Annotated in this window: 20 protein-coding genes and 2 pseudogenes; 12 read left to right on the forward strand and 10 right to left on the reverse strand. The window is 60.4% G+C overall.

Features of this window, described 5'->3' with window-relative positions; all coding sequences use genetic code 11:
* Window positions 1-624 carry a LysE family translocator gene (locus tag PQR54_RS09945; RefSeq protein WP_408245215.1) on the reverse strand — a complete coding sequence of 208 codons (624 nt, stop codon included), beginning with the start codon at window positions 622-624 and terminating at the stop codon, window positions 1-3.
* A gap of 364 nt (window positions 625-988) precedes the next feature.
* Here PQR54_RS09945 and PQR54_RS09950 point away from each other — a divergent pair, with 364 nt between their 5' ends.
* A complete protein-coding gene (locus PQR54_RS09950) occupies window positions 989-1,678 on the forward strand; it encodes a ferredoxin reductase domain-containing protein (protein ID WP_408245216.1) in 690 nt (229 codons plus the stop codon).
* Between the two features lie 332 nt (window positions 1,679-2,010).
* Window positions 2,011-2,379 (forward strand): BON domain-containing protein, encoded by a 369-nt coding sequence (locus PQR54_RS09955; protein WP_408245217.1) that lies wholly within the window; start codon window positions 2,011-2,013, stop codon window positions 2,377-2,379.
* Window positions 2,380-2,413: 34 nt separating this feature from the next.
* Here the strand turns inward: PQR54_RS09955 and PQR54_RS09960 are convergent.
* Window positions 2,414-3,033 (reverse strand): annotated as a pseudogene (locus PQR54_RS09960) (transglycosylase SLT domain-containing protein); the annotation flags it as partial.
* A gap of 351 nt (window positions 3,034-3,384) precedes the next feature.
* On the opposite strand from PQR54_RS09960, the gene PQR54_RS09965 reads away from it, so the two are divergent.
* Both PQR54_RS09965 and PQR54_RS09970 read left to right on the forward strand, forming a co-directional pair.
* Window positions 3,385-6,186 (forward strand): MGH1-like glycoside hydrolase domain-containing protein, encoded by a 2,802-nt coding sequence (locus PQR54_RS09965; protein ID WP_408245218.1) that lies wholly within the window; start codon window positions 3,385-3,387, stop codon window positions 6,184-6,186.
* 399 nt (window positions 6,187-6,585) lie between these two features.
* Window positions 6,586-6,786 (forward strand): copper chaperone, encoded by a 201-nt coding sequence (locus PQR54_RS09970; protein WP_408245219.1) that lies wholly within the window; start codon window positions 6,586-6,588, stop codon window positions 6,784-6,786.
* 104 nt (window positions 6,787-6,890) lie between these two features.
* Here PQR54_RS09970 and PQR54_RS09975 read toward each other — a convergent pair whose 3' ends face one another.
* Entirely contained in the window at window positions 6,891-7,871 is a 981-nt protein-coding gene (locus tag PQR54_RS09975; protein ID WP_408245220.1) for a LysR family transcriptional regulator, read from the reverse strand.
* Between the two features lie 130 nt (window positions 7,872-8,001).
* Between PQR54_RS09975 and PQR54_RS09980 the strand changes: the two genes are divergently transcribed.
* The 7 genes from PQR54_RS09980 to PQR54_RS10010 all read left to right on the forward strand — a co-directional run bounded on the left by PQR54_RS09980 (window position 8,002) and on the right by PQR54_RS10010 (window position 16,402).
* Window positions 8,002-9,348 (forward strand): MFS transporter, encoded by a 1,347-nt coding sequence (locus PQR54_RS09980; RefSeq protein ID WP_408245221.1) that lies wholly within the window; start codon window positions 8,002-8,004, stop codon window positions 9,346-9,348.
* A 176-nt stretch (window positions 9,349-9,524) separates the two neighbouring features.
* The gene (locus PQR54_RS09985) at window positions 9,525-10,553 is read left to right on the forward strand and encodes a porin (RefSeq protein WP_408245222.1); all 1,029 of its coding nucleotides are present in this window, start codon (window positions 9,525-9,527) and stop codon (window positions 10,551-10,553) included.
* A 37-nt stretch (window positions 10,554-10,590) separates the two neighbouring features.
* On the forward strand, window positions 10,591-12,165 hold the full coding sequence (locus PQR54_RS09990) for an FAD-dependent oxidoreductase (RefSeq protein WP_408245223.1): 1,575 nt from the start codon (window positions 10,591-10,593) through the stop codon (window positions 12,163-12,165).
* 4 nt (window positions 12,166-12,169) lie between these two features.
* Complete coding sequence (locus PQR54_RS09995) at window positions 12,170-13,507, forward strand: amidohydrolase family protein (RefSeq protein ID WP_408245224.1); 1,338 nt, start codon at window positions 12,170-12,172, stop codon at window positions 13,505-13,507.
* Entirely contained in the window at window positions 13,504-14,514 is a 1,011-nt protein-coding gene (locus PQR54_RS10000) for an alpha/beta hydrolase (RefSeq protein ID WP_408245225.1), read from the forward strand. Before PQR54_RS09995 ends, PQR54_RS10000 begins: the two co-directional genes overlap by 4 nt.
* Window positions 14,515-14,554: 40 nt before the next feature.
* Complete coding sequence (locus tag PQR54_RS10005) at window positions 14,555-15,397, forward strand: fumarylacetoacetate hydrolase family protein (protein ID WP_408245226.1); 843 nt, start codon at window positions 14,555-14,557, stop codon at window positions 15,395-15,397.
* Window positions 15,398-15,457: 60 nt separating this feature from the next.
* On the forward strand, window positions 15,458-16,402 hold the full coding sequence (locus tag PQR54_RS10010) for a VOC family protein (protein ID WP_408245227.1): 945 nt from the start codon (window positions 15,458-15,460) through the stop codon (window positions 16,400-16,402).
* Window positions 16,403-16,470: 68 nt separating this feature from the next.
* On the opposite strand, the gene PQR54_RS10015 is transcribed toward PQR54_RS10010, so the two are convergent.
* From PQR54_RS10015 to PQR54_RS10035, 5 genes are all read right to left on the reverse strand, one after another.
* Window positions 16,471-17,232 (reverse strand): SDR family oxidoreductase, encoded by a 762-nt coding sequence (locus PQR54_RS10015; RefSeq protein WP_408245228.1) that lies wholly within the window; start codon window positions 17,230-17,232, stop codon window positions 16,471-16,473.
* 40 nt (window positions 17,233-17,272) lie between these two features.
* Complete coding sequence (locus tag PQR54_RS10020; protein ID WP_408245229.1) at window positions 17,273-18,151, reverse strand: NmrA family NAD(P)-binding protein; 879 nt, start codon at window positions 18,149-18,151, stop codon at window positions 17,273-17,275.
* 162 nt (window positions 18,152-18,313) lie between these two features.
* The gene (locus PQR54_RS10025) at window positions 18,314-18,886 is read right to left on the reverse strand and encodes a TetR/AcrR family transcriptional regulator (protein ID WP_408245230.1); all 573 of its coding nucleotides are present in this window, start codon (window positions 18,884-18,886) and stop codon (window positions 18,314-18,316) included.
* Window positions 18,887-19,067: 181 nt separating this feature from the next.
* Window positions 19,068-19,778 carry an SDR family NAD(P)-dependent oxidoreductase gene (locus PQR54_RS10030; protein WP_408245231.1) on the reverse strand — a complete coding sequence of 237 codons (711 nt, stop codon included), beginning with the start codon at window positions 19,776-19,778 and terminating at the stop codon, window positions 19,068-19,070.
* Between the two features lie 106 nt (window positions 19,779-19,884).
* Window positions 19,885-20,637, reverse strand: coding sequence for an SDR family oxidoreductase (locus tag PQR54_RS10035; RefSeq protein WP_408245232.1), 753 nt, complete (start codon window positions 20,635-20,637; stop codon window positions 19,885-19,887).
* A gap of 188 nt (window positions 20,638-20,825) precedes the next feature.
* Between PQR54_RS10035 and PQR54_RS10040 the strand changes: the two are divergent.
* Window positions 20,826-21,014, forward strand: a pseudogene (locus PQR54_RS10040) (GntR family transcriptional regulator); the annotation flags it as partial.
* Between the two features lie 151 nt (window positions 21,015-21,165).
* Here the strand turns inward: PQR54_RS10040 and PQR54_RS10045 are convergent.
* Both PQR54_RS10045 and PQR54_RS10050 read right to left on the reverse strand, forming a co-directional pair.
* Window positions 21,166-21,840, reverse strand: a complete 675-nt coding sequence (locus tag PQR54_RS10045) for an FMN-dependent NADH-azoreductase (protein WP_408245233.1) — start codon at window positions 21,838-21,840, stop codon at window positions 21,166-21,168.
* A complete protein-coding gene (locus tag PQR54_RS10050; protein ID WP_408245234.1) occupies window positions 21,837-22,304 on the reverse strand; it encodes a GNAT family N-acetyltransferase in 468 nt (155 codons plus the stop codon). The genes PQR54_RS10045 and PQR54_RS10050 overlap by 4 nt, the downstream gene beginning before the upstream one ends.
* Between the last annotated feature and the right edge of the window lie 342 nt (window positions 22,305-22,646).

Below are 22,646 nucleotides of genomic sequence, written 5' to 3' on the forward strand. Positions count from 1 at the left end.
TCAGGCCGACTGCCCGATCAGCTTCAGTGCGATCGGATACAGCGACAGCACCAGCAGCAGCGCCATCGCCACATTGAAGATGCGCAACCGCTTCGGGTCCGACAACACCTGCCGCATGGCGGTGCCGAAACCTGCCCACAGGCAGATGCACGGAAAGCCGATCACGTAGAAGATCACCGCCATCGCGATGGCGTTCATGCTGTAGCTCTCGCTGAGGTGGATCGTCGTGGCGGCTGTCAGCACCATCATCCATGCCTTCGGATTGACCCACTGGAAGGCAATCGCTTCATAGAACTTCATGGGGCGGCGTTCGCCTTTTTTCACCTTCAATTCGCCCGAGGTGCCGATCTTCCACGCGAGGTACAGCAGATAAGCGACGCTCGCGACCTCGAGCATCGTGTACAGCACGGGGAAATGCACGAAGGCTTCGCCCAGACCGATCCCGACCGACAGCATCAACAGCACGACACCCGCGCTGATACCGGACAGATGCGGCAACGTGCGACGAAATCCGAAGTTGACCCCTGAGGCCAGCAACATCGTGTTGTTCGGACCGGGCGTGATGGTGGTGACGAGCGCGAACAGGATGCCGGCGGGCAGCGCGCTGAGACTGAGGTATGACATGGAAGGCTCCGGTGTCGGTCGAAAGGACATTGGAGCATTCTAGCGAGCGTTGCCGGTACAGTACCGGTACGCTTTGCGGGATGGTGTCCGGTACGGGTGGAGGCGTCGCTCAATCAGTGCCGTCCGCGAACTTTCGCCTGGTCGACCAGCGGGACCTTCTGCTGCACTGCGCCAACGGCACCCTTTATCAGCACGGTTATATAGGTGATATTCGCGTTGAACGCCTTGCTGGTGGATCCCTTCCGCCCTAACCTGAATCCGGCATTCAACCACCCTCCAGCAGTTTGCTGGACCGGCCATCTCATGCAATCCATACACCGACGAACTTCCGATTGAGGAAGACGAAGGTCCTATTGGAGAAGACATGCACGACAAATTCCTCTCAGTCGTCGTTACACGGAAATGGCAGCTTGCCGAGAGTTATCACGCTGTTGAACTTCAAACCAGATGCAGGTCCGAGCTTCCGTCGTTCGACGATGGATCTTGCGTCACACTTGTTCGCGACGATGTCATTTGCAAAGAGAAAATATATCCTCTGTGCCGTTTTACTTCCCGGCCGCGTGCATACGTCATCGCCGTGAGACAAGACGATGGCGGCACGGGCGCAAAAACAGCAGACATTTCGTTGAATCAAGGCGACGAGGCGCTTATCGTAACGACACGGAGTCCTACGGTTATTTTGGACGGTCGTACACAATCGATACTTTTTGCCGGAGGTGTCGGCGCAGCATCGATCGCAGGGATCGCGAAACGGCTAGCGTTGGCAGGGCAGAAATTCGAGTTGCACAACTTTGCTCGATCACCTGAACGTGCAGTCTTTCGGAAAGAGCTAGACGCGCTCAAAAGCGAAAGTAGGGTTTATCACCATTTTGGTCTGGATGCTGACCGGCTGGCGCAGGCAACTTCTCACGCGATAAGCCCAGCGCATGCGAACACTCAGATCTACTGCAGTGGTCCGCCGGCGTTTATGGATCTTATCGAACGTCAGGCCCGCGACTGGGTGTATCCGGCCAATGTCCACAAAATTTTCCTGGGTGACAGAAGAAATTCATAGTCGCCGGACATGTGTGACGGTCCGCGTCTCAATGAACGTGAGCCGAAAACGCCCGCCCCCCGGAAACCTAGCGAAGCGCCACCTCAGAAGGTCAATATCTCCGATCTGTTGGACCAAGGTCCTATTGTCTTGCGAGAAAAACGGGAGCAGATTTACCGGTGACTAACTGCGCATCCTGGCCCGCTGCGAAAACTCCGGCATTGTCCGGAGGATTCGATTGGTGATGGGATAAGGAGGGTGCAAGCTACCGTGAACCGGCGCGATCGGGCTGCACGATAGTGGCGGACCCGCGATCTCCGTGGGGATTTATCGTGGCTCAACCGGAGCGAGCAATGAAAGTAATCAACACATTCAAACTGATGGGAGGCGCATTGATTGTCTTGGTATCCGTCAATGCGTGGTCACAGACCAGCGAATCCGCTGCGACGTCGACTCAATCCACCATGGCGCCGGCAGGCGAGGGAAGTGCGAAATCCGCCAGACAGGCGAATCGCGCACTCAGCAGGAAAGTGCTTCACGCGCTCTCCAAGGGCGGCGTCAGCACGTCCAGAATGAACGTCATTGCGAAAGGCGGTGCAGTGACGCTTGCCGGATCCGTCAGTGATTCGAGTGAGATCGACAAAGCGGCACAACTGGCGAAGGGTGTGCCCGGCGTTACGTCGGTGAAGAATTCTCTGACATTGAAAGAAGTGGGTCAGTAATCCTTCTCGATCGGGTCGGCCCGCGGGATCAGAGGATGCCGATCTTTTCCGCCACCACGCTTTCTACATTGTTGAACCACTTGTCTGGATCCAGACCGCGTGGCGCTGCCTCCTTGCGCATCTTCGAGATATTGCCCGGTCCGGCGTTGTAGCTCGCAAACGCAAAGAGCGCCCTGTCGCTGTCGTTAAAGTGAACGTCTGGAAAATAGCGGGTCATCAGGTGGTCCATATATTTGGGTCCGCATGAATATTGGCCTCGCTGACCGAAATGCTGCCGACCTTCATCTGCTTGCATGTGGCAGGCATGATCTGGATGATGCCGATCGCACCGACATGGCTGCGAGCGCCTCGGTTGAGTTGCGATTCCCGGTAGCCCTGTGCGGCCAGCATCAGCGGATCGAAGTATTGTTTGCCGTACTATTCGAATAAGGCCAGGGTCTGCTCGAAGCGCTTGCGTTCCGCGGAGCCGGTGTTGGTCGAGATCTGCTTGATCTGCTTCATGTACTGGGATAGCCGATACGCCGCCGCGCCCTGCTTCTTTACGTGGTTCACGTAGAAGTCCGTGATCGCGGCCTGCAGTTGCGGGCTTCCTATGCGGATCGCCCAACCGACATAACTCTCGCCGCGAACGACAAGATCCTCACGTACCTTGATTGCTCAGAACACGTGAACGGCTACCGACGTCAGCATCGACATGCGTATGAAACGCGACATTGTGAACCGGCGCGCGTGATGCCCGTTACGACAGAACAGCTCGACCGAAATTAATGCTAGTAGCTGCGCGGATGAACGACTTGGACCTTAGTACCATGCCGCGCCAGCGCCTGTTCCGGGCCGAAGGGTCGCGAGAAACCCGCTTGTATGTCGAACAAAAAGAGCGAACTATTGGCAGGGCACAGGCAGAAGTCCCGAAGATTGCGCCCAGCACATCAGAGATATAACGTTCACGGCCGCGCCAATTCCAATCCAGATGTCTGGCTTTGCCCGCCCGCAGGAGAGCGTCTCATGAGCAAGGATGCAGAGCAGAACCGGCTCGACGAAGCGCGCGCGAATCACGCGGTCTGGAAAAAGTGGGGGCCATACCTCAGTGAGCGGCAATGGGGGACGGTGCGCGAGGACTACAGCGACAACGGCGACGCCTGGAATCACTTCACCCATGACCAGGCCCGCTCACGCGCCTATCGATGGGGCGAGGACGGCCTGGGCGGTATCAGCGACGACCACCAGGTGTTGTGCTTCGCGCTAGCGCTGTGGAACGAGCGCGATCCGATCCTGAAGGAGCGCGCCTTCGGCCTGGCCAACGGCGAGGGCAACCATGGCGAGGACGTCAAGGAGTACTACTTCTACCTCGATTCCACCCCGACGCACTCGTACATGAAGTATCTGTACAAGTATCCGCAGGCTGCCTATCCGTACAACGACCTTGTCGAGACTAATCGCAGCCGCGGCAAGCATGAGGCCGAGTACGAGCTGCTGGACACTGGCATATTCGACGACAACCGGTATTTCGACGTCTTTGTCGAGTACGCAAAGGCGGCGCCCGATGACGTGCTGGTGCGAATCAGCGTCTTCAACCGCGGGCCGGACGCCGCGCCGCTGCACCTGTTGCCGACCCTGTGGTTCCGAAACACGTGGTCGCAGCGGCAAGGTGGTTCGAAGCCGATCCTCGAACCCGTCACGTCTCCCTGGCAAGCGACGGTCCGTGCGCGTCACAGTGATCCCTTGTTTCAGGAGTCTTTGGGCGAGTATTACCTCTACGCCGAAGCCGACGTGCCGCTGCTCTTCACCGAGAATGAGACCAACAACGCCCGCCTGTTCGGCACGGACAACGCGTCGCCCTACGCGAAGGACGGCATCCACGACTTCATTGTGCATGGCGATGCGGCAGCGGTGAATCCCGCGCACCAAGGAACCAAGGTGGCATTCCACTATCAGCTCGGTGTCGACGGCGACGCGTCGCAGGTTGTCCGGTTGCGTCTTACAAGCCAGGCGCCCGGCGAGTCGTCCGCGCTCTTCGATGATTTCGACGCGATATTCACGGCCCGGCTGGACGAGGCCGATGCCTTCTACGCGTCGATGACACCGCTCGCGGTTCGCAATGACCCAGACCGTATGAACGTCATGCGGCAGGCGCTGGCCGGCATGCTATGGACCAAGCAGTACTTCTACTATGACCTCGGTCTCTGGCTCGACGAGCACGGCGCGGGTGTGCGGTTGCCGCAGCTGGAACGTCGGCCGGTGCGCAATAGCGACTGGGCGCACATGTTCAACGACGACATCATCTCGATGCCGGACAAATGGGAGTATCCCTGGTATGCAGCGTGGGACCTGGCGTTTCACATGATTCCGCTGGGTATGGTGGACCCCGACTTCGCCAAGCAGCAACTCGACCTGATGCTGCGCAACGACTACCTGCATCCGAACGGGCAGCTTCCCGCCTATGAGTGGAATTTCAGCGATGTCAATCCGCCCGTGCATGCCTGGGCGACCATGCAGCTTTATGTGCTCGACAAGGAACGCCGCGGTGGCAGCGGCGATATCGAGTTCCTTAAATACGCCTTCTCCAAACTGCTGGTCAACTTTACCTGGTGGGTCAACCGCAAGGACCGCACCGGTGCCAACGTTTTCGAGGGCGGCTTTCTCGGACTCGACAATATCGGCGTGTTCGACCGTTCTTCGCCATTGCCCACAGGCGGCTACCTGGATCAGGCCGATGGGACGGCATGGATGGTATTTTTCAGCCAGCAGATGCTGCGTATCGCGGTCGAACTCGCGCTACACGAGCCGCTTTACGAGGAGTTCGTCGAGAAATTTTTTCAGCACACGCTATTCATCGCCGGCGCGCTGGATCGCGTCGGCGAGCGCAACGACGCAATGTGGGACGAGGAGGATGGGTTTTTCTATGATGTGCTGCGTCTCCCCGACGGCAGCGCCACGCGCCTCAAAGTGCGCTCAATCGTTGGACTGCTGCCGCTGGCCGCGGTGGCAGTGTTTGAAGAAGACATCCTCCAGAAATTGCCGAAATTCCGCGAGCGTGCAGCGCTGTTCCTGGAGCGCTGCCCGGAGTTGGCCGCCAACGTGCATCTGCCCCAACTGCCCGGCGTAGCCAATCGCCGCATGCTGGCAATAGTGGGCGAGCAGAAGCTGCGCCGCATTCTGACGCGCATGCTCGACGAAGACGAATTCTTCAGCCCCTTTGGCATTCGCGCGCTCTCGCGCTTTCACCTCGAGCACCCGTATGTCTTTCACCACGCAGGGCAGGAGCATCGCGTGGCCTATGTGCCGGGCGATTCCGATACTGGCATGTTCGGCGGCAATTCCAACTGGCGCGGCCCGGTGTGGATGCCGATCAACTTCCTGCTCTACACGTCGCTGATACGTCTTTACGCCTACTTCGGCGAGGATTTCAGAGTCGAGTGCCCGACCGGGTCGGGGCAGATGATGACCCTGCTCGAAGTGGCGAAGGATTTGGGCGAACGTTTGTGCCGGATCTTCCTGCGCGACGCCGATGGCCGCCGGCCGGCATACGGCGCGGCACGCCAGTTTCACGACGATCCGCATTGGCGCGATCTGGTGTTGTTCTACGAGTACTTTCACGGCGACACCGGCGCCGGGATCGGAGCCAGTCACCAGACCGGCTGGACCGGCTGCGTCGCGCGCATCGTTCAGGGGAATGCTCTGCTGTCGAAGGACTTGCTGCTGGCGCGCGGGGCAGAGGTCGTGATCCTGCGCGCGCTGAGAGCCGCGCACACGGCGGCGGAGTCAGGAGAACCGCAGAATCCTCCCAATCCCGAAACAGCTACTTAGCTCGGTCAGCGGACTTCGGGCTTATGTGAAGACTCTGCGTACGGCTGAGCATCGGCCATTGCCAACACCCGGACGGTCTCGTCCCGAACCCGATACAGATCGTTTTCCCGACATTCGATGGGAGGCGCTGCGTTTGCCGAAACTTGATGGAGTTGGCAGATCTGGTATCGCGGTGTCCAGACATTCGAACCCTGCAGCCTGATTTTCGATTTGTTCTCACTGCGCAAGACTGTTTGTACGGTGTGGGTATTCGAAACTTGAGTCAATGCGCCTAAATTCGCCTGTATCGGACCATGAACCCTATGAAGACGAATGGTGCGCGAGCCGCGAAGTTTCGTCGAACGCGAAACAGGTGGTGGCGGCAGTTTATATAAACGTTATCTACTGGAGAAATGAAAAATGAAATTCTCGGTTAAAGATGAAATTCGCTCTGACGATGTTCCGGCTATCGAACACGCGATGAGGACCGTCGACGCTGACGCGAAGGTCAACGTGGACATTGACGCGAAGACGGTCAGCGTTGATTCGTGGTTGATGCCGGAAGAGTTTCTTGTGGCTTTCGTCGATGAAGACTATGACGCGACGATTGTTGAAGCGTAGACAGACATTTGCCTGGATCGGCCGGGGGCACGCGAACCACCTCGGCCATCTATCCTCATCGAGGTGAGAACCAACATCGTCACAACGATGCATGCACAATGCAGTCAAACTCGCGCCGTACCGCGGCGTCGCGTTGGTTTGCCGGACGCCTTCTCGCCAGTGCCGGCCGCTTCGACCGCCGGCAGATCACGTGCCGTTTCCCTCAGCAGCGTGCGCAGCCATGAGATCGCCGGATCGCGTTCCTGATATTTGTGCCACTGGACTTTCTCCGCGAACGTCGGAATCTTGATCGGACATGGCAGGATTCGGAGTGGGAATCGCTGCGCCATCTGCAAGGCCAATCGCGTCGGCAGCGTGGCGATTCTCGACGTGCCGAGGAGTAGTTCCGGCACGAGCGTGAAGGTCGGCGAAATCACGTCCTGCCGGCGAACACGTTTGCCTGTGGAAATCATGCGCGCATCATAGGTCACTCGCCTGCCGCCGCCCCATTCGACACCCACATGCGCCAGTTCGAAATACTGGTCGGCGGTAATCGTGCTGCCCTTCACCGGATGGTCGGTGCAGACCAGGCACGAGAACGTGTCTTCGAACAGTATCTCGGCTGGATGCCCCGCGACGTTGTTGAATTCCGGCGCGATAAGCAACTCGACCTCGCCGCCTTCGAGATGCTCCGGCGATTGCGGGCTGATCGCTCTCAGGTCGAACTGCATCAAAGGCGCGAGTGTCGCTGCTCTTCTCACGACTTCGGAAAGAAACACGCTGATCACGTAGTCGGACGATTCGATCGTGAATCGCCGTGTCGATGTCGCCGGATCGAACGTCGGTCTGGCGCGCGTGATGGTTTGAATTTGCAGCAGAACTTCCCGGACCGGTTTGACCAGTTCGCTCGCCAGCGGCGTCAGAACCTGGGTCTTTCCTACGGGCACCAGAAGCTCGTCTTCGAAATACTCGCGCAAACGCGCGAGTGAGCAACTCGTCGCCGGTTGACTGAGAAATAGTCGCTCGGCCGCGCGGCCCACGCTGCGCGTGGCCAGGATCGCATCGAGCACGACCAGTTGATTGAGATCCAGTTTGTTGAAGCGCATATTCGCCCGATCTTTACCGTATCAATGTTCCGCATTTAAACAATAAATTCTGTAAATGTCTCGAGAAATTTATACTTGAGCCAAACAACGGCCCTGCGTGGCACGCACATCATCTTCGGAGACAGGAAATATGGAGGAAGACCGTAACCGCCAGCCGGTTTCGCGGCAGTGGGTGCTGGTTGCCTGCCTGACCGTGATCAGCATGCTGGCCCAGATCGACAAGAACATTCTCGTCCTGATGGCGGGGCCGATTCAACGCGACTTCGCTGCGAGCGACGTGCAGATCAGCCTCCTGATCGGCGCGGCGTTTGCTGTCTCCAACATCGTGATCGGCTTGCCGGCAGGCTGGCTGGCGGATCGATTCAACCGGCGTGTCGTGGTCGCCCTGGGCGTGGCGGTCTGGTCGCTCGCGGTGGCGTCCAATGCGATCGCGTCGGCATTCGTGGCGCTTCTCGTGGCGCGAATCATCGTCGGTGGCGCGGAGGCATTGATTCCGCCGTCTTCCTACTCGCTGATTCGCGACGGCGTCGACGAACAGCGGCGGGCGCGCGCGTTGTCGGTGTACACGATGTCGCTGATGCTTGGAACGGGATTGTCGCTCGTGCTGGGTGGCCCGCTTCTGGGCGCCATTCAGTTGTCGGGTATCCGGTCGATGCCCTTCGTCGGCGCGGTGTCGCCCTGGCAAATCACGTTATTTCTGATTGGCGTCGTCGGTCTCCCGATGAGTCTTCTGATTTTTCTCGCGAGAGAACCGGGGCGGCAGCACGAGAGCGGCTTGGCCGCGAGTCGCAGCCTGTCGGGCGTCGCCCGCTATCTTGTCGCCAATCGGGCGATCTTTGTGCCGCTGTTCATCTTCGCCGTATTCAACGCGATGATTACTTTTGGACTTGGCAGTTGGATGCCGACGATGACCGCGCGCCGCTTCCATCTCGGACTGCGTGAAATCGGCCTGATGCAGGGCGGCCTGTTACTGACGATGGGGCCGCTCGGTCTGTGGCTCGCCGGCATGGCGATGGATCTGAAAGAAGGCCGGAGCCTCTCGGGTGTCGCGCTTGTCGGCGTGTTCGTCACGATCGCGGTCACGACGCTGACCGTCACGATGTGCCTGATCGATTCAGTGACCGCGTTCTGGGTCGTCGATGCGATGGTCGTGCTGTTCTCGTGGACGTTCATGGCGGTTACCTCGACGGTCGTCGCGAAAGTGGCGCCTGCATCGATAGTCGGCGCGGTCATGGCAATCGTGCTGGTTCTCAATGGACTCATCGGACAAGGCGGCTCGCCCACGGTGATTGCGCTCGTCAGCCAGCACGTGTTCGCCGGCAGCGCCGACGCGTTGCCGCGCGCGATGGCGTCGGTCTTCGCCGTCGCCGGCGCGGTTGCGTTCTTCGCCGCCGTCGCGTTGTACCGCCATGTCGGCCGGCGCGATCTTGCAGGCGACCCGGTCGCTCTGGCTGTTCACATCGGCGACGCGCGTTGAATTTCAAATGATCGAACCGGGGAGGGCGTTCAGAACGCCCCTCCGATACGACAATCGGCACGCCCCTGTTCGTGTTGTGAGCCGCAGCGATAGCGGTCGTAGATGAACGGGGTTTATGGAGGAGGCGAGGAGACGTGGCAATGAAACCAGGACTATTAATTAGTATGGCTATGTATATGGCGATATCAGGCACCGCATATGCACAATCGAGCGTGACGCTATCCGGACTGCTCGGAACGGGCATTGCATACAGCACCAATGCGGGCAAAGGCGGAAGTCTTTATCAGATGACCGGAACCCACGCCGTGCCGTTCTGGGCAATTTCGGGCAGAGAGGAGCTGGACACGGATTCGTCCGCATTCTTTCGGCTGAGCCAGTATGCCTTTCTCAACAACGGCACCAGCACGCCATTCGAGAGCTACATCGGCCTTAAATCCAACCGGGCGGGCACGCTGACTCTCGGGTCGATGTACGACCTGCTTGCCGACCTGGTTCCGTTCACGTCGGAGCGCTACACGTCTTTTCTGGCGACCCATCCCGGCAATCTGGACCGGACCGTCGGCAATTCGCTGAACAACCTGATCAAGTACAAGTCGCCGGTATTCGGCGGCGCGCTTCAGTTCGGCGCTCAATACGGTTTCGGCCAACCGGGCTCGACAACCAACACGGGACGCACCGTCGGCGCCGAGGCCAGTTTCACGAGTGGCCCGTTCCAGTCGGTGCTGGTGTGGGAGTCGGTCGATGGCGTGCCGTACGCGCCTTATACGAGGCTGGGCGTGAGCCAGTTGTACGGCATCAACTTCGCGGCAAACCCCACGCGAACGGTCAGCCAGAACCAGAACACAACGACAGTCGGCGTGGCCTACTCGGGCGATACCGTGCGTGTGATGGGCAACTACAGCTACACGCATCTGACGGCCGCAGGTCAATCGGAAACGGCACAGACGGTCGATGTCGGCGCCTACAAGTACATCACGACGCAAATGCGCATCGGCGGCGGCTATTCATACACGAAGCTGGATACCTACAAATGGAACCAGCTTCATGCGCACCTCGACTACGCACTGTCGAAACGCACGAGCCTGTACGCACTCAGCGTGCTGCAACTGGCGGGCAGCGGTCAACTGGCGGTGCTGCGCAATCAGGCGCCGGCGTCGACGTCGCGGCAACTCGAACTCGAAGTCGGGATGACGCATCTTTTTTGAGTCGAGCGGTTGTTGTCCTCGTCCGGCGCTTTGGCCATTGGGACTTGGACGCACCCGGAGCAAAAGGATCGCGGTAACGGATCCCTATCCACACAGTAGATGGAGAAATACGATGCAGTGGGATGTCATAGTGGTCGGCGGCGGTCCGTCGGGCCTGACGGTAGCCGCGGAACTGGCTGGCGCGGGTGTCAGCACACTGGTGCTCGAGCGCCGCACGGAAGGCGTCCAGTCACGCGCCGGCACGATCTTGCCACGCGTGCTGGAGCTGTTCGATGCGCGCGGGATTGCGGACAGGTTCATCGAAAAAACGCGCAAGATCGCCGACTACCCGTTCCGTCCGTCACATATCTGGGCCGGGTTCCATCCGATCGACTGGAAGTATCTGGAAACACGCTTCGGTTTTACGTTGGGCCTTCCGCAAAACCTGACAGAAGAAGTGCTGTGGGATTGGGCGATCGAAATGGGCGTTCAGGTACAGCGCGGCGCCGATGTCCAGGACGTCCGTCAGCATGCGGACGGCGTCGAGGTCGAGGTGGCCGATGCGTCGGGCGTCGTCTCGACACTGCGCGCGCAATACCTGGTCGGTGCCGACGGCGGCCGCAGTATCGTCCGCTCGAAAATCGGCTTGCCGTTCGAAGGCCGTTCGGGCACGTTCCGCGGCATCGTGCTCGATGCCGAACTCAAAGCGCCGTGGCCGGGCGGGCGGATCAACATCGACAACGAAATGGGTTGGGTGCGCGGCTACACGTTCGGTGAAGGAATTACCCGATTCAATATCGTGCACCGCGACCGCCGCCATGCGCCGAAGGACGAGCCCGTCACGCTAGAAGAAGCGTTGCAATGCATCCGTGATGTGCACGGTACGGACTACGGCATAGAGGGCTATCGCTGGGCCTCACGTTTCGACGATCAGATGCGTGCGGTGCCGAGCCTGCGCCAGGGCCGCGCTTTCCTGGTTGGCGAATCCGCGCGCGTTCACTACCCGGCGAGCGGCGTGGGCATGAATTTCTGTCTGCAGGACGCCTTCAATCTCGGCTGGAAACTCGCCAATGTCATTAATGGCGTGGCCGAAGCGGCCACGCTCGACACCTACAACGCAGAACGGCTGCCCGTCATGCATGCACTGCTCGATAGCGTGAAGGCGCAGTGCGCGCTGCAGTTCAATTTCGAACCGGAGGCGGTGGCCCTCAAGCGTCGTATGCAGGAGCACATCGTGCCGCTGCCCGATGTGCAGCGCAAACTCGTGCTCGAACTGTGCGGCCTCGAAGCGCCTTATCCACGCGACACGAATAGCCATTCATTAACTGGCCGGCGTTGCCCTGATTTCGATCTGCTGATGCCCGATGGCCGCTCCGTTTCGGTAACTGAAACGCTTCGCTGCCGACACTTCGTGCTGCTCGATCTCGAGGGCTTCGGCCGCCAGTTCGCGGCGCTCCACGTAACCGGTTTGCCGGTCACGGTATTGCAGGCGCGAGCCGCGCATATTCCGGCGTCGATGGAGGGCGTAAAGAGCCTGCTGGTACGGCCCGATGGCTACGTCGCATGGGCGAGCACCGAGCTGGCGCGTGCGGGCGATGTAGAAGCGCAAATCGGTAAATGGCTGAAGCGGTGACATCATGAACGAACGACGAATTCTGCTGACAGGTGGCTGGGTCCTGAGTATGGACGAGACCATCGGCGACTTACGCACCGGCGACGTTCTCATCGAAGGGCAAGACATCGTTGCCGTCGAGCCCCGCATCGACGCCAACGATGTCGAGCGTATCGACGCCAGCGGCATGATCGTGCTGCCCGGCTTTGTCGATACGCATCGCCATACATGGCAAACCTGCGTGCGCCATCGCTATGCGGATATCGATCCGCAAATCTACTTCGCGGAGATGCTGGGCGCCAAAGGCGCCGCATTCCGGCCGGAGGATGTCTACGTCGGTACGCTGCTCGGCGCCGTCTCGGCACTGGACGGCGGCATCACCACCATGCTCGACTGGTCGCACGTGCAGAACCGTCCGGAGCATTCGGACGCGGCGATCATGGGCCTGCACGACGCCAACATTCGCGGCGTCTTCGCCCACGGTTGGCCGCTGGTCGACGGCGCTTCGTGGATGTTCGACAGCCAGCGCGGCCACCCCGATGACATTCGCCGCATCCGCGAACGGTTCTTCTCGTCGGACGATCAACTGCTCACGCTGGCGATGGCGGCACGCGGCCCCGAGATGGCCCGGCGCGACGTATGGCTTGCCGATCTGCGTCTCGCCCGCGAACTCGACATACGCTCGACGATCCACATGGGCGCTTATGCGCGCAACGCATCCGTGAGGGCGATCGCGCAGATGCATGACGCGGGCGTATTGAACGACGACCTCACCTTCGTGCATTGCTGTTTCTGCGGCGCGGACGAGATCGCGATGATGGCCGATGCGGGCGTCAGCGCCTCGCTCGGCGTCCACTGCGAACTGAACGCGCAGGGCATCGGCGACATTCCGCTGGATCGGCTGCTCGCGGTAGGCATTCGGCCCAGCCTGAGCGGCGACACAGAAACGAAATGCTCAGGCGACATGTTCACGCAGATGCGGCATGCGTTCGCCTATTACCGATCGTGGATGGGCGGCAACCACTCGAAGGTGGCGAGCGCACCGCCCACGCTGTCGATGCGCGACGTGCTCGAGTTCGCCACGCTCGCCGGTGCGCGCGCGAACGGTCTGGACCACAAGGTCGGTTCGCTCACGCCGGGCAAGCAGGCGGACATCATCATGATTCGCGGCGACGACCTCAATCTCACGCCGGTTTCCGACGCGGTGGGGGCCGTCGTGCTGGCGGCGCATCCGGGCAACGTGGACACCGTGTTCGTCGCAGGGCATGAGGTGAAGCGACATGGCCGCATGCTGAATGTCGATCTCGATGCGCTGCGGCAGCGCGCGTTTGCTTCGCAACAATACATCCTCGGACTGCAATGAGAGACGCCACCGACTCGCATTCACCCTTGCGCACGCTCGATCCCGAACTGGCCGACATCGTGTCGGCCATGCGCGCCGCGCACGCACCGCCGCCGTTTTCCGGCACGCCCGAGCAGGCTCGTGAGCGGATGCGGCGCGCCGTCATGAGCACGCGCGAGCGTTTCGGCGTGCCTGTCGTCGGTGCGGTGGAAGACGCGCTCGCCGGGTTCGACGGCGCCCATGTGCCGGTGCGCGTTTATCGTCCGCTGGACGCGCGGCCGGGTCTCGCAACGGTGGTGTTCTTTCACGGTGGCGGGTTCGTACTCGGCAGCGTCGAACTGATGGACGACATCGCACGCAAACTCTGCCGTGACATGAACGCCGTCGTCGTATCGGTCGATTACCGGCTCGCGCCGGAGCATCCGTTTCCCGCCGCGCACGACGACGCGGTGACCGCCACGCTATGGGCCATCCGCAACGTGTCGGCGTTAGGAGGCGATCCCACACGCGTTGCGGTGGCGGGCGAAAGTGCGGGCGGCAATCTCGCCGCCTCGACCGCTATCACGCTGCGTGAGCGGCGAGAGCGAGGCGAGCGACTCGCGGCGCAACTGCTCATGGTGCCGGGTGTCGACCTTTCACGCGACACATCGCTGATCGAAGCGACGCGGCGCGATTTTCCGATGCTGTCGCCGTCGGACCTGCGCGATATCTCGCGGCTTTACATGGGCGCAAACGCGATGCGAGCCGGAGCGTTTCCGCCGTCGCCCTTGCATGCCGCCGACCTTGCCGGGTTGCCGCCCGCGGTGATCGCCTTGGCCGGCCATGACCCGCTTTGCGAAGAAGGACTTGCCTACGCGGAACGTCTCGAGGCTGCCGGCGTTCCCGTACAGATACATCGGTTCGACGACATGTTCCATCCGTTCCTTGCATTCTTCGGCGCTTCGGCGGCGGCGCGCCGTGCCAACGACGAGATTTGCCATGCCTTCGCAGCGTGGCTTCAACAACATGCGTTGCCCATCACGCGGTAAGAGTCCACGCTTTTTCTATTTCAATGTTCTGGAGTTTGGTATGCGCTATGTGTCGTTTGTTAAAGACGGGAAATCGTGTCTCGGCGTGCGCGAGGGTAGCGATATTCGCGTGATCGGTGAAGTCTCGCTCGGATCTCTGCTCGCGCAGGGTGTCGACCTCGCTACCTATGGGCGAGATCATGCGAGCGACGAAATGCTCAGCGCGGCAGGCCTCACTTTCCTGCCGCCGCTTTCGCGTCCACCGAAGATCATTTGCATCGGCCTGAACTATTCCGACCACACCAAAGAGAGCCAATACGAACAACCGGACTATCCGACGATCTTCTTCCGCATTCACACGAGCCTGATTGCGCATCAGCAGCCGATGATCCGGCCGGCCGCGTCCGATTCGCTCGACTTCGAAGGCGAGATCGCCGCGGTGCTAGGCAAGGGCGGCCGGTATATCAGCAAGGAAGACGCGCTGTCGTGTGTCGCGGGTTACGCGCTTTTCAACGACGGTTCGGTGCGCGAGTACCAGTTCAAATCGCCGCAATGGACGGTCGGCAAGAATTTCGATGGGACCGGCGCCTTCGGTCCCGATCTCGTCACGGCGGATGAACTGCCTGCCGGCGCCAAGGGCTTGCGACTCGAGACGCGTCTGAATGGGGAACTCGTGCAGTCGGCCAGCACCGACGATATGGTGTTCGACATCGCCAGCCTGATCAGCATTTTGAGCGAGGCGATTACGCTGGAAGCGGGCGACGTGATCGTGACGGGCACGCCATCGGGCATTGGCTGGGCGCGCACGCCTAAACTGCTGATGAAGCACGGCGATGTCTGCGAAGTCAGCGTCGAAGGCATCGGCACGCTGCGCAACGAAATTGTCGATGAACAGTTGGCCTGAGCTGCCATATGGACGGATCGCCGGCTTCGACGAAAGCGAGTCCGTCCCAAGGAGGTTGTCATGACGGAAACTGTAGCGACGCAGCGGTCCCGAGCCGGCGTGCACTCAATCGATCACTTCGCGCTCAACGTGCCGTCGCTCGCAGAAGCGCAGCGATTCTTCGACGCCTTTGGCCTGGATGTCACGAAAGCGGGCCCACCTCGTCAGGAACTCGAACTTCGGGCCGAGGATGGGCACCGTTGGGCACGTGTTTTGGCTGCCGATCGAAAGTCGTTGGCCTATTTGCGGTTCAACTGTTATGAGCGGGATTTACGCGCGTTACGCAACCAGGCTGCAGCGGCGGGCGCCGAGTTGATCTCTTCCGCAGATGGTAACGATGACTCGGCTTTCTCGTTTCACGACCCGGACGGCAATCTGATTCAGGTCGCGATCGGCCCGAAAACGAGTCCCGACAGCAAGATCGTCAGCGCGAGCAAAGGCGCGATTGCCGACATGCGCGGCGCTTGCACGCGTTCTGAAGTGCGGCATGTCAAGCCGCGTCGGCTTTCTCACGTTTTACTATTCACGCCGGACGTGCTGCGCGCGGTCGATTTTTATGAGCAGGCGCTCGGTCTGCGCCTGTCGGACAAATCGCAGGACCTGATCGCCTTCACGCACGCACCGCACGGTTGCGACCATCATCTCGTGGCCTTCGCCAAAAGCCACACGCGCGGCTGGCACCATTCATCGTGGGATGTCGATAACGTCGACGTCGTTGGCGAGGGCGCGGCGCAAATGGCGGCAGCCGGGTACTCGAAAGGTTGGGGGACCGGCCGGCATGTTCTCGGTTCGAATTACTTCCACTATGTTCAGGACCCGTGGGGGTCGTTTTGCGAGTACTCGGCGGATATCGATTTCGTGTCGGCGGGTCATACGTGGCCAGCCGGCGACTTTCCTCCGGAGGACTCGCTGTACTTGTGGGGCCCGGCCGTACCCGCCGATTTCACCCGAAACACGGAGGATTGATCGTTTTCGGTGGATAGGTTGTGCGGGAATTCAGCGCGGCACGTCGCGGGCTGCGGATACGACGTCCTTCAGGGAGTCGGCAGAGGGTTATCTAAAATCATCTGGTTGAAATAATCCACGATGCCGTGCTCGTTCGGCCCCGCACTGGTCCGCAACTGCCTGGCGGCTTCTACGACGACTTCAGTCGTCGCGCTTTCGAGAAGCGCCATTGTCTCCGCGATGAACGGCTCGACTTGCATCGCTCGCGGATCGCCGCTCTTATGGACAAGGTCCGTGTCAACCCACGGCGGAGCAATCTCCAATACGCGAACGGAGGTCTCGCGCAATGCAAAGCGCTGGGACAGGGAGTACGAGTGAATGGCGGCCTTGGTTGCAGAGTAGAGTGCCGCCGTTGCGATCGGAATGTACGCGACAACCGAGCTATTGTTGATGATGACCGCCTGCGGTTGTGTCTTGAGGTGTTCAACAAATGCACCGCTGATCCGCGCCGGCCCCAGCAGATTGGTGTTGATTAAATGAACCGCCTGCGCGTCGTCGAAGGGGCCAGCCACATCGTCGAACGGCATGATTCCCGCATTGTTGATGACGACATTGAGCGACGGATATTTCGTGATCAACTCATTCGCGACACTTTGAATTTGCGCCGGGTCAGTGACATCGAGCTCGACGGTGTCGATGCCCGGATTTGCTTTGGAGACGTCAGCCAGCAAGGCCTTGCGGCGTCCGCTGACGATCACCTTGTTGCCCTTACGGTGAAACGCCTCTGCAAGTGCCCGACCGATACCCGAGGTGGCGCCGGTGATGAAGATAGTATTTCCGGTGAGTTTCATGATAGCGGTTCCTTCTAACGATTCAGGCTGAACAATGCGCTTACTGGAACGCCTCGCGGTTGGCGGCGACAAATGCGTCGATTGTTTGCGGCGCTTGTCCGGTGATCTTTTCGATAACGTCGTTGGTACCCGCGAAGATGCCGTTCTGGTAGTCGACTGCCACTTCCAGAAAATGCTGAATCATGAATTCGGGCAGATCGTATGTTTCCAGATGCTTGCGATAGTCTTCGATGCCTGTCGGGCTGTAGACGACTTTGCGACCCGACACTTTGCCGACTGCCTTGGCGATATCTTGCTGGCTGAGTTCGACGGGGCCGTACAGCGGATATGTCTTGCCGATATGCGTTGACGGCTGAGCGAGAATCGCGGCGATCACTCGCGCCTGGTCTTCGGCGGAGATCGGTGCATGGCGCCCGTTGCCGTAAGGAAGCGCAATCTTTCCTTCTTTCACGATGGGGTCGCGGACCCACGGAAACGTCAGCCATTCCGAGAAGAATGTCGGGCGGAGGTGGACGGTCGACACGCCCGACCAGTCCAGAACACGTTCTGCGATCCAGTGATCACGGGCGGCGTGACTCTTCGAGTCCTCGCGAGCGGAAATCTGCGACATGTTCACCACGACGTCGAGATTTGCGCGCCGCGCAGCATCCGCGAAGTATGCGGTTGCCTGAATGAACCCCGGACGCACGGGATAGCAGAGATAGGCGCCCGATACGCCTTCCGTGGCGCGTATCGCATCGTCGTGTTCCAGAAGATCGCCCACGATGACTTCGGCGCCGGCCTTCCGAAGCGCTGCACTTCTTTCGTCCTCCTTGTGGACAAGGGCGCGAACGCCGTGACCGCCTTCAAGGAGGTGACGGACTGTGTGCACGCCAGTCTTGCCAGCGGCGGCTGTTACCAGATAGTTGCGTTGTTGCATGATGTCGATGCTCCATTCTCAAGGTATGCGCACTCTTGGCGAGTGCCGGGGGGCGGCGCATATCGATGCCTGATCTGGCAGCAATATGTACGTCTCTCAACTTTATGTGTATATGCACACAAACGGATAAATGTTCAGGCGATGGTCGTGATGATCAATCGCCTAGATCGCGTCGAGATGTTGCTTGACTTGCTGAAGAACCGACGCCGAAGCGTCGCTGTCAGTGAGAATGCGGGACATGGTGATGGCGCCGATCATCGCCGTTACGGCGAAGACGGCCTTCGACTCCGTTGACTCCGACCGCTGAGGATCCAGGCGCTTCGCGACGACTTCAACGAGCTCGCGGAAGCCTTGAGAGGCGGCCGCACGAGTGTTCTCGTCGCCGTGGGACAACTCGCTGCCCATTCCCGCGAGCGGGCAGCCGCCCGAGACGTTGTCGCGGTGGCTGGTCGATACATAACGGTCGACGATGGCCCGAAAACCATCTTCGACGTCGCTCTCGCTGGCTACTTCTTCCAGCGTAGCGACGATGTTTGTCACCGCACTTGCGCAGGCCTCGGCAACCAGCTGATCTTTGGATTCGAAGTGCCGGTAAAAGCCACCGTGTGTGAGCCCGGCTTCAGACATGACATCGGCTAGGCCCGTCGCGTTGATGCCGTTGAGCTGAAACTTGCGGGCTGCAACGTCGACGATTCGCTGCCGGGTCTCGGCGGTTTCGACCCTCGATTTCCTCATGATAGTGCTGGCTCCAAGACGATCTGTTGATTTAGATGTTAGTCATCATCTAAATGGAAGTCAAGGGCAATGAGCGAAATTCCTCACGTCCCTTTTCTCCGCCCGCAGATTTGCGCAACTGGGGCCGGCTCAGGAAGTGGCTGGCAAAACGAAAGGGCACCGTCTTGCGGTGCCGATAAATTTAACGACCGGCGCTCTGGCCGCCGTCGACGTGCAGGATTTCTCCCGTGATGAACGGTGCGGAATCAAGGAACAGAATCGCATCGGCGATATCGCTCGTCTCGCCCATGCGCCCGAGCGGATGGAAGGCGCCCAGCGCTTCATGGGTTTCCGGCGCATGCATCGGCGTCTTGATGATCCCCGGCGCGACGGCATTCACGCGAATTCCTTTCCTCGCGTACTCGATCGCCAGCGACTTCGTGGCGGCGTTCAAACCACCCTTCGTCAGGGCTGCCAGTACCGAGTAGCCGCCACTGATCGCGTTTTCGGCGGTGCTGGAGGTTACGCTAACCACGTGGCCGCTCGAATGCTTTTCCATTTCGGCGATGGCGAGCTGCGTGATGTAGAAAAAGCCCGTCATATTCACGTTCACCACCGCGGCGTAGTCTTGCGCGGTGTGTTCGGTGAAAGGCTTGCCGATATAAATGCCGGCGTTGTTCACCAGCGTGTCGATCCGGCCAAATCGCGCGACGCCTTCGGTAATGACACGACGGGCGGTTGCCGGGTCACCAATATCGCCTGCGATGCAGAGGATGTTCGCGTCGTCCGATGGCTTGATCGACCGTGAGTTCGCGACAATGCGGTAGTCGAGCTTGCGAAACGCCTTGACGACTTCGGCACCGATGCCTTGCGACGCGCCGGTAACGACGACAACCTTGTGAGACTTGCTCATGCTTCAGCCGGAAAATGGATTGTTTGACTTAGGCGCCGATCGGGCCAACGGCTCCAATCAGGACTAAACGCGGACACGTTGATTCAGGTTTCGCTTAAACCCGCAATCAACCGTTCTTGGCCCGCGCGAGCCACTGGTCGAGACTGACGCGGCCAATCCGTGCATCGCCGAGCGGCACGAGCGATTGTTCCTCGACGCGGCCGCCGTAATACAGCGCATCGCGATCCGTTACCACCGGGCGCGCGTCGCCTACCGACTTCAGATAACGCGAGACGATCTCCGCGAAGGGGGCGCGGTCCGGGCCGGCAATCTCGACCTTGCCGTTTTGCGGTGCAGCGAGCGCGACCTGCGCGAGGTTTGCCACGACATCGTCCACGGCGATTGGTTGAAACAGTCCTTCGCCGATACGCACCGTGCCGTCGACCGTGCTGAAATCCGCGATGCCGCCGATGAACTCCATGAATTGCGTCGCACGCACGATCGTGTACGGCACGCCCGCTGCCTGGATCAATTCCTCCTGCGCGACCTTGGCCGCGAAATACGCGTTCTCCGGCGAGCGTTCGCAGCCGACGATGGAGAGCGCCACGTGATGGCGCACTCCCGCGGCCGCTTCGGCCTTGCCAAGATTGCGCGCCGAAGTGCGGAAGAAGTCGAGTACCGCCTGCGGCTCCCATGACGGCGCGTTGGTCACATCCACGACGACGTCCGCGCCCAATAGCGCGTTGTTCAGGCCCTCGCCCGTCACAGCGTTGACACCGGTACGCGGCGACGCAGCGAGCGCTTCATGGCCTGCTTCGCCAAGCAGCGTGACAAGACGCGATCCAATCAGGCCGGACCCACCGATTACGACGATTTTCATGGCAAATTCTCCAGATGAGAGTAAATGAACGCGGGGCGCCCGGCGAGTGTCGTATCGCGCGAAAGTGTTCGCCGCCGTCTCATCGCGTGAGGCCATTGTGGAAGAATCATGGTCGATCGAAAAGTGCCAGGAATCGACGATCCGACTAGTACAAATCGTTTGCTGCTTCCCTTGTCCGCGAGACCGTCATGACTGTTCCGACTCCCGCTTTGACCATTGAAATCGACCGGCAGCAGTTGCCGATCTATCTGCAGATCTGCGAGCGTTTCAGAACCGCGATCGCCGCGGGGCATCTACGTCCCGGCGATCGCGTGCCCGCGCTGCGCGGCCTTGCGACACAGCTGAACACAACAGCCCGCGGCACCGTTGAACTCGCCAGGCAGGCCGTCTCGCGCGAACATTGCGCGCGTGTCTGGACGGTTGAAGCACGGGACATGTGTGCGGATTTCGAATTGACGCAGCACGGTGCGGCACGCCTTCGCACGATGCGACAGGAGCGCTGTGGCATCGCGTTTAGTCCGGCGTGCGTCATACGCTCCGTGCAGAGCTACCCGCCGCCGTCTTCGCGCATCCGGACGCCTGCGCAGCAAGCGAGGCGAACACTGCGTCGCCGGTAAGCTGGACGCGCGCCGCATCGAGCGCTTCGGCCACCGTCGCTTCGCCCATCACAAGCCCCTGCAAAAGAAGAAACTGCACGCTGTGAATACCGATCGAGCCGAGCGCGTAGCGCAGATACGGGGTCAGGAAATCCGGCTGCCGCGCGCGTTCGCCGCTATGCACACCGCCCGAGCCGACGATCACGATGGTCGGCCGGTCGCGCATCAGTCCAACCTTGCCGTCCGGCGTCGAGGCGAACGTGCGATGAATGCGCAACGTGTAATCGATCCACAGCTTGAGCGCTGCCGGCACCGTGAAGTTGTGCATCGGCGTGTTGATGATGAGCGCATCAGTCGCTTCGATTTCACCGATCAGTTGCTCGGAGACATCGAAATGCGCCGTATCCGGCGTGCGCGACGTGATGGCGCGGGCATAGTCGCGGGCGATCGGCGGCAGCGGCGGCGCTGCCAGGTCGCGTTCGACCACGGTGATGGCCGATGCAGCGGGTGCGGCGTGCCCGCGCAGCATGCCGACGATTTCGTCGGCGAAACGGTAGCCGTGACTCGCTTCACCATGCGGGCTGGCATTGATCAGCAAGATTCTCATGACGTGAACGCGCCAGCAGGGGAAAGAGGGGCGAGGGGTTCGACGAAGTGCATGCCTCGCGCGAGCAGCCCATTGCGGAAATAGAAGCGCTGCGCAAGCGGCATGTGCAGACCCGTGTCGAGCACGAATTGCGCGCAGCCGGCTTCGCGCGCAATCTGCCGTACCGCGTCGAGCAATTGCGCGCCGATGCCGTCACGCTGCAGCTTGCCATCCACCACCAGATCGTCGACATAGACGAAGCGGCCGTACAGCAAATTAGTCAACGTGCGATAACCGGCGAGGCCGACGATGCCGCCCGCGTCCGACGCAGCGAGCAGGCGATAGCCCTCGGCATGCTGTCTGGCCACCCGCGCGGCGAACGAATGCGCGTCGGTGAGATGCGGGCGCAGCTGGCGCATGACGTCGAATGCGGGGAGCAGCGAATCGGGCGTGTAGAGGTGAACGAAGCGAAGCGAGGCGGGCATAGGCGTCTCCATGAGGAACGACGCTCACGATACCCCGCGCACGGCCTGGTCGGTAGAGCCAAGAATCTGTAATTCGATTGAGCCATCTGGTGAATATACCTTCGACAGACGCCGGGTTCCGCATTCGGCGCCATCTCGCGTCTGTCGTCAGCTTTCTGATCGCCTGCTCTGCATTCGTCGACCTTCTGCGGGGCGAATGTGCGGCCGAATCCAACCACGAACCGTGACGGCCGGCTGCCGCGCGGAACGACAATTCACGGGTAAACCCGATTAGGGAATTTGCATAAAATTAAAATATTGACGTTAAATTAACGAACGACTACCTTTCTCTCTAATGCGACG

The sequence above is a fragment of the Paraburkholderia phytofirmans genome (assembly GCF_046028095.1).
Taxonomy (GTDB): domain Bacteria; phylum Pseudomonadota; class Gammaproteobacteria; order Burkholderiales; family Burkholderiaceae; genus Paraburkholderia; species Paraburkholderia phytofirmans_A.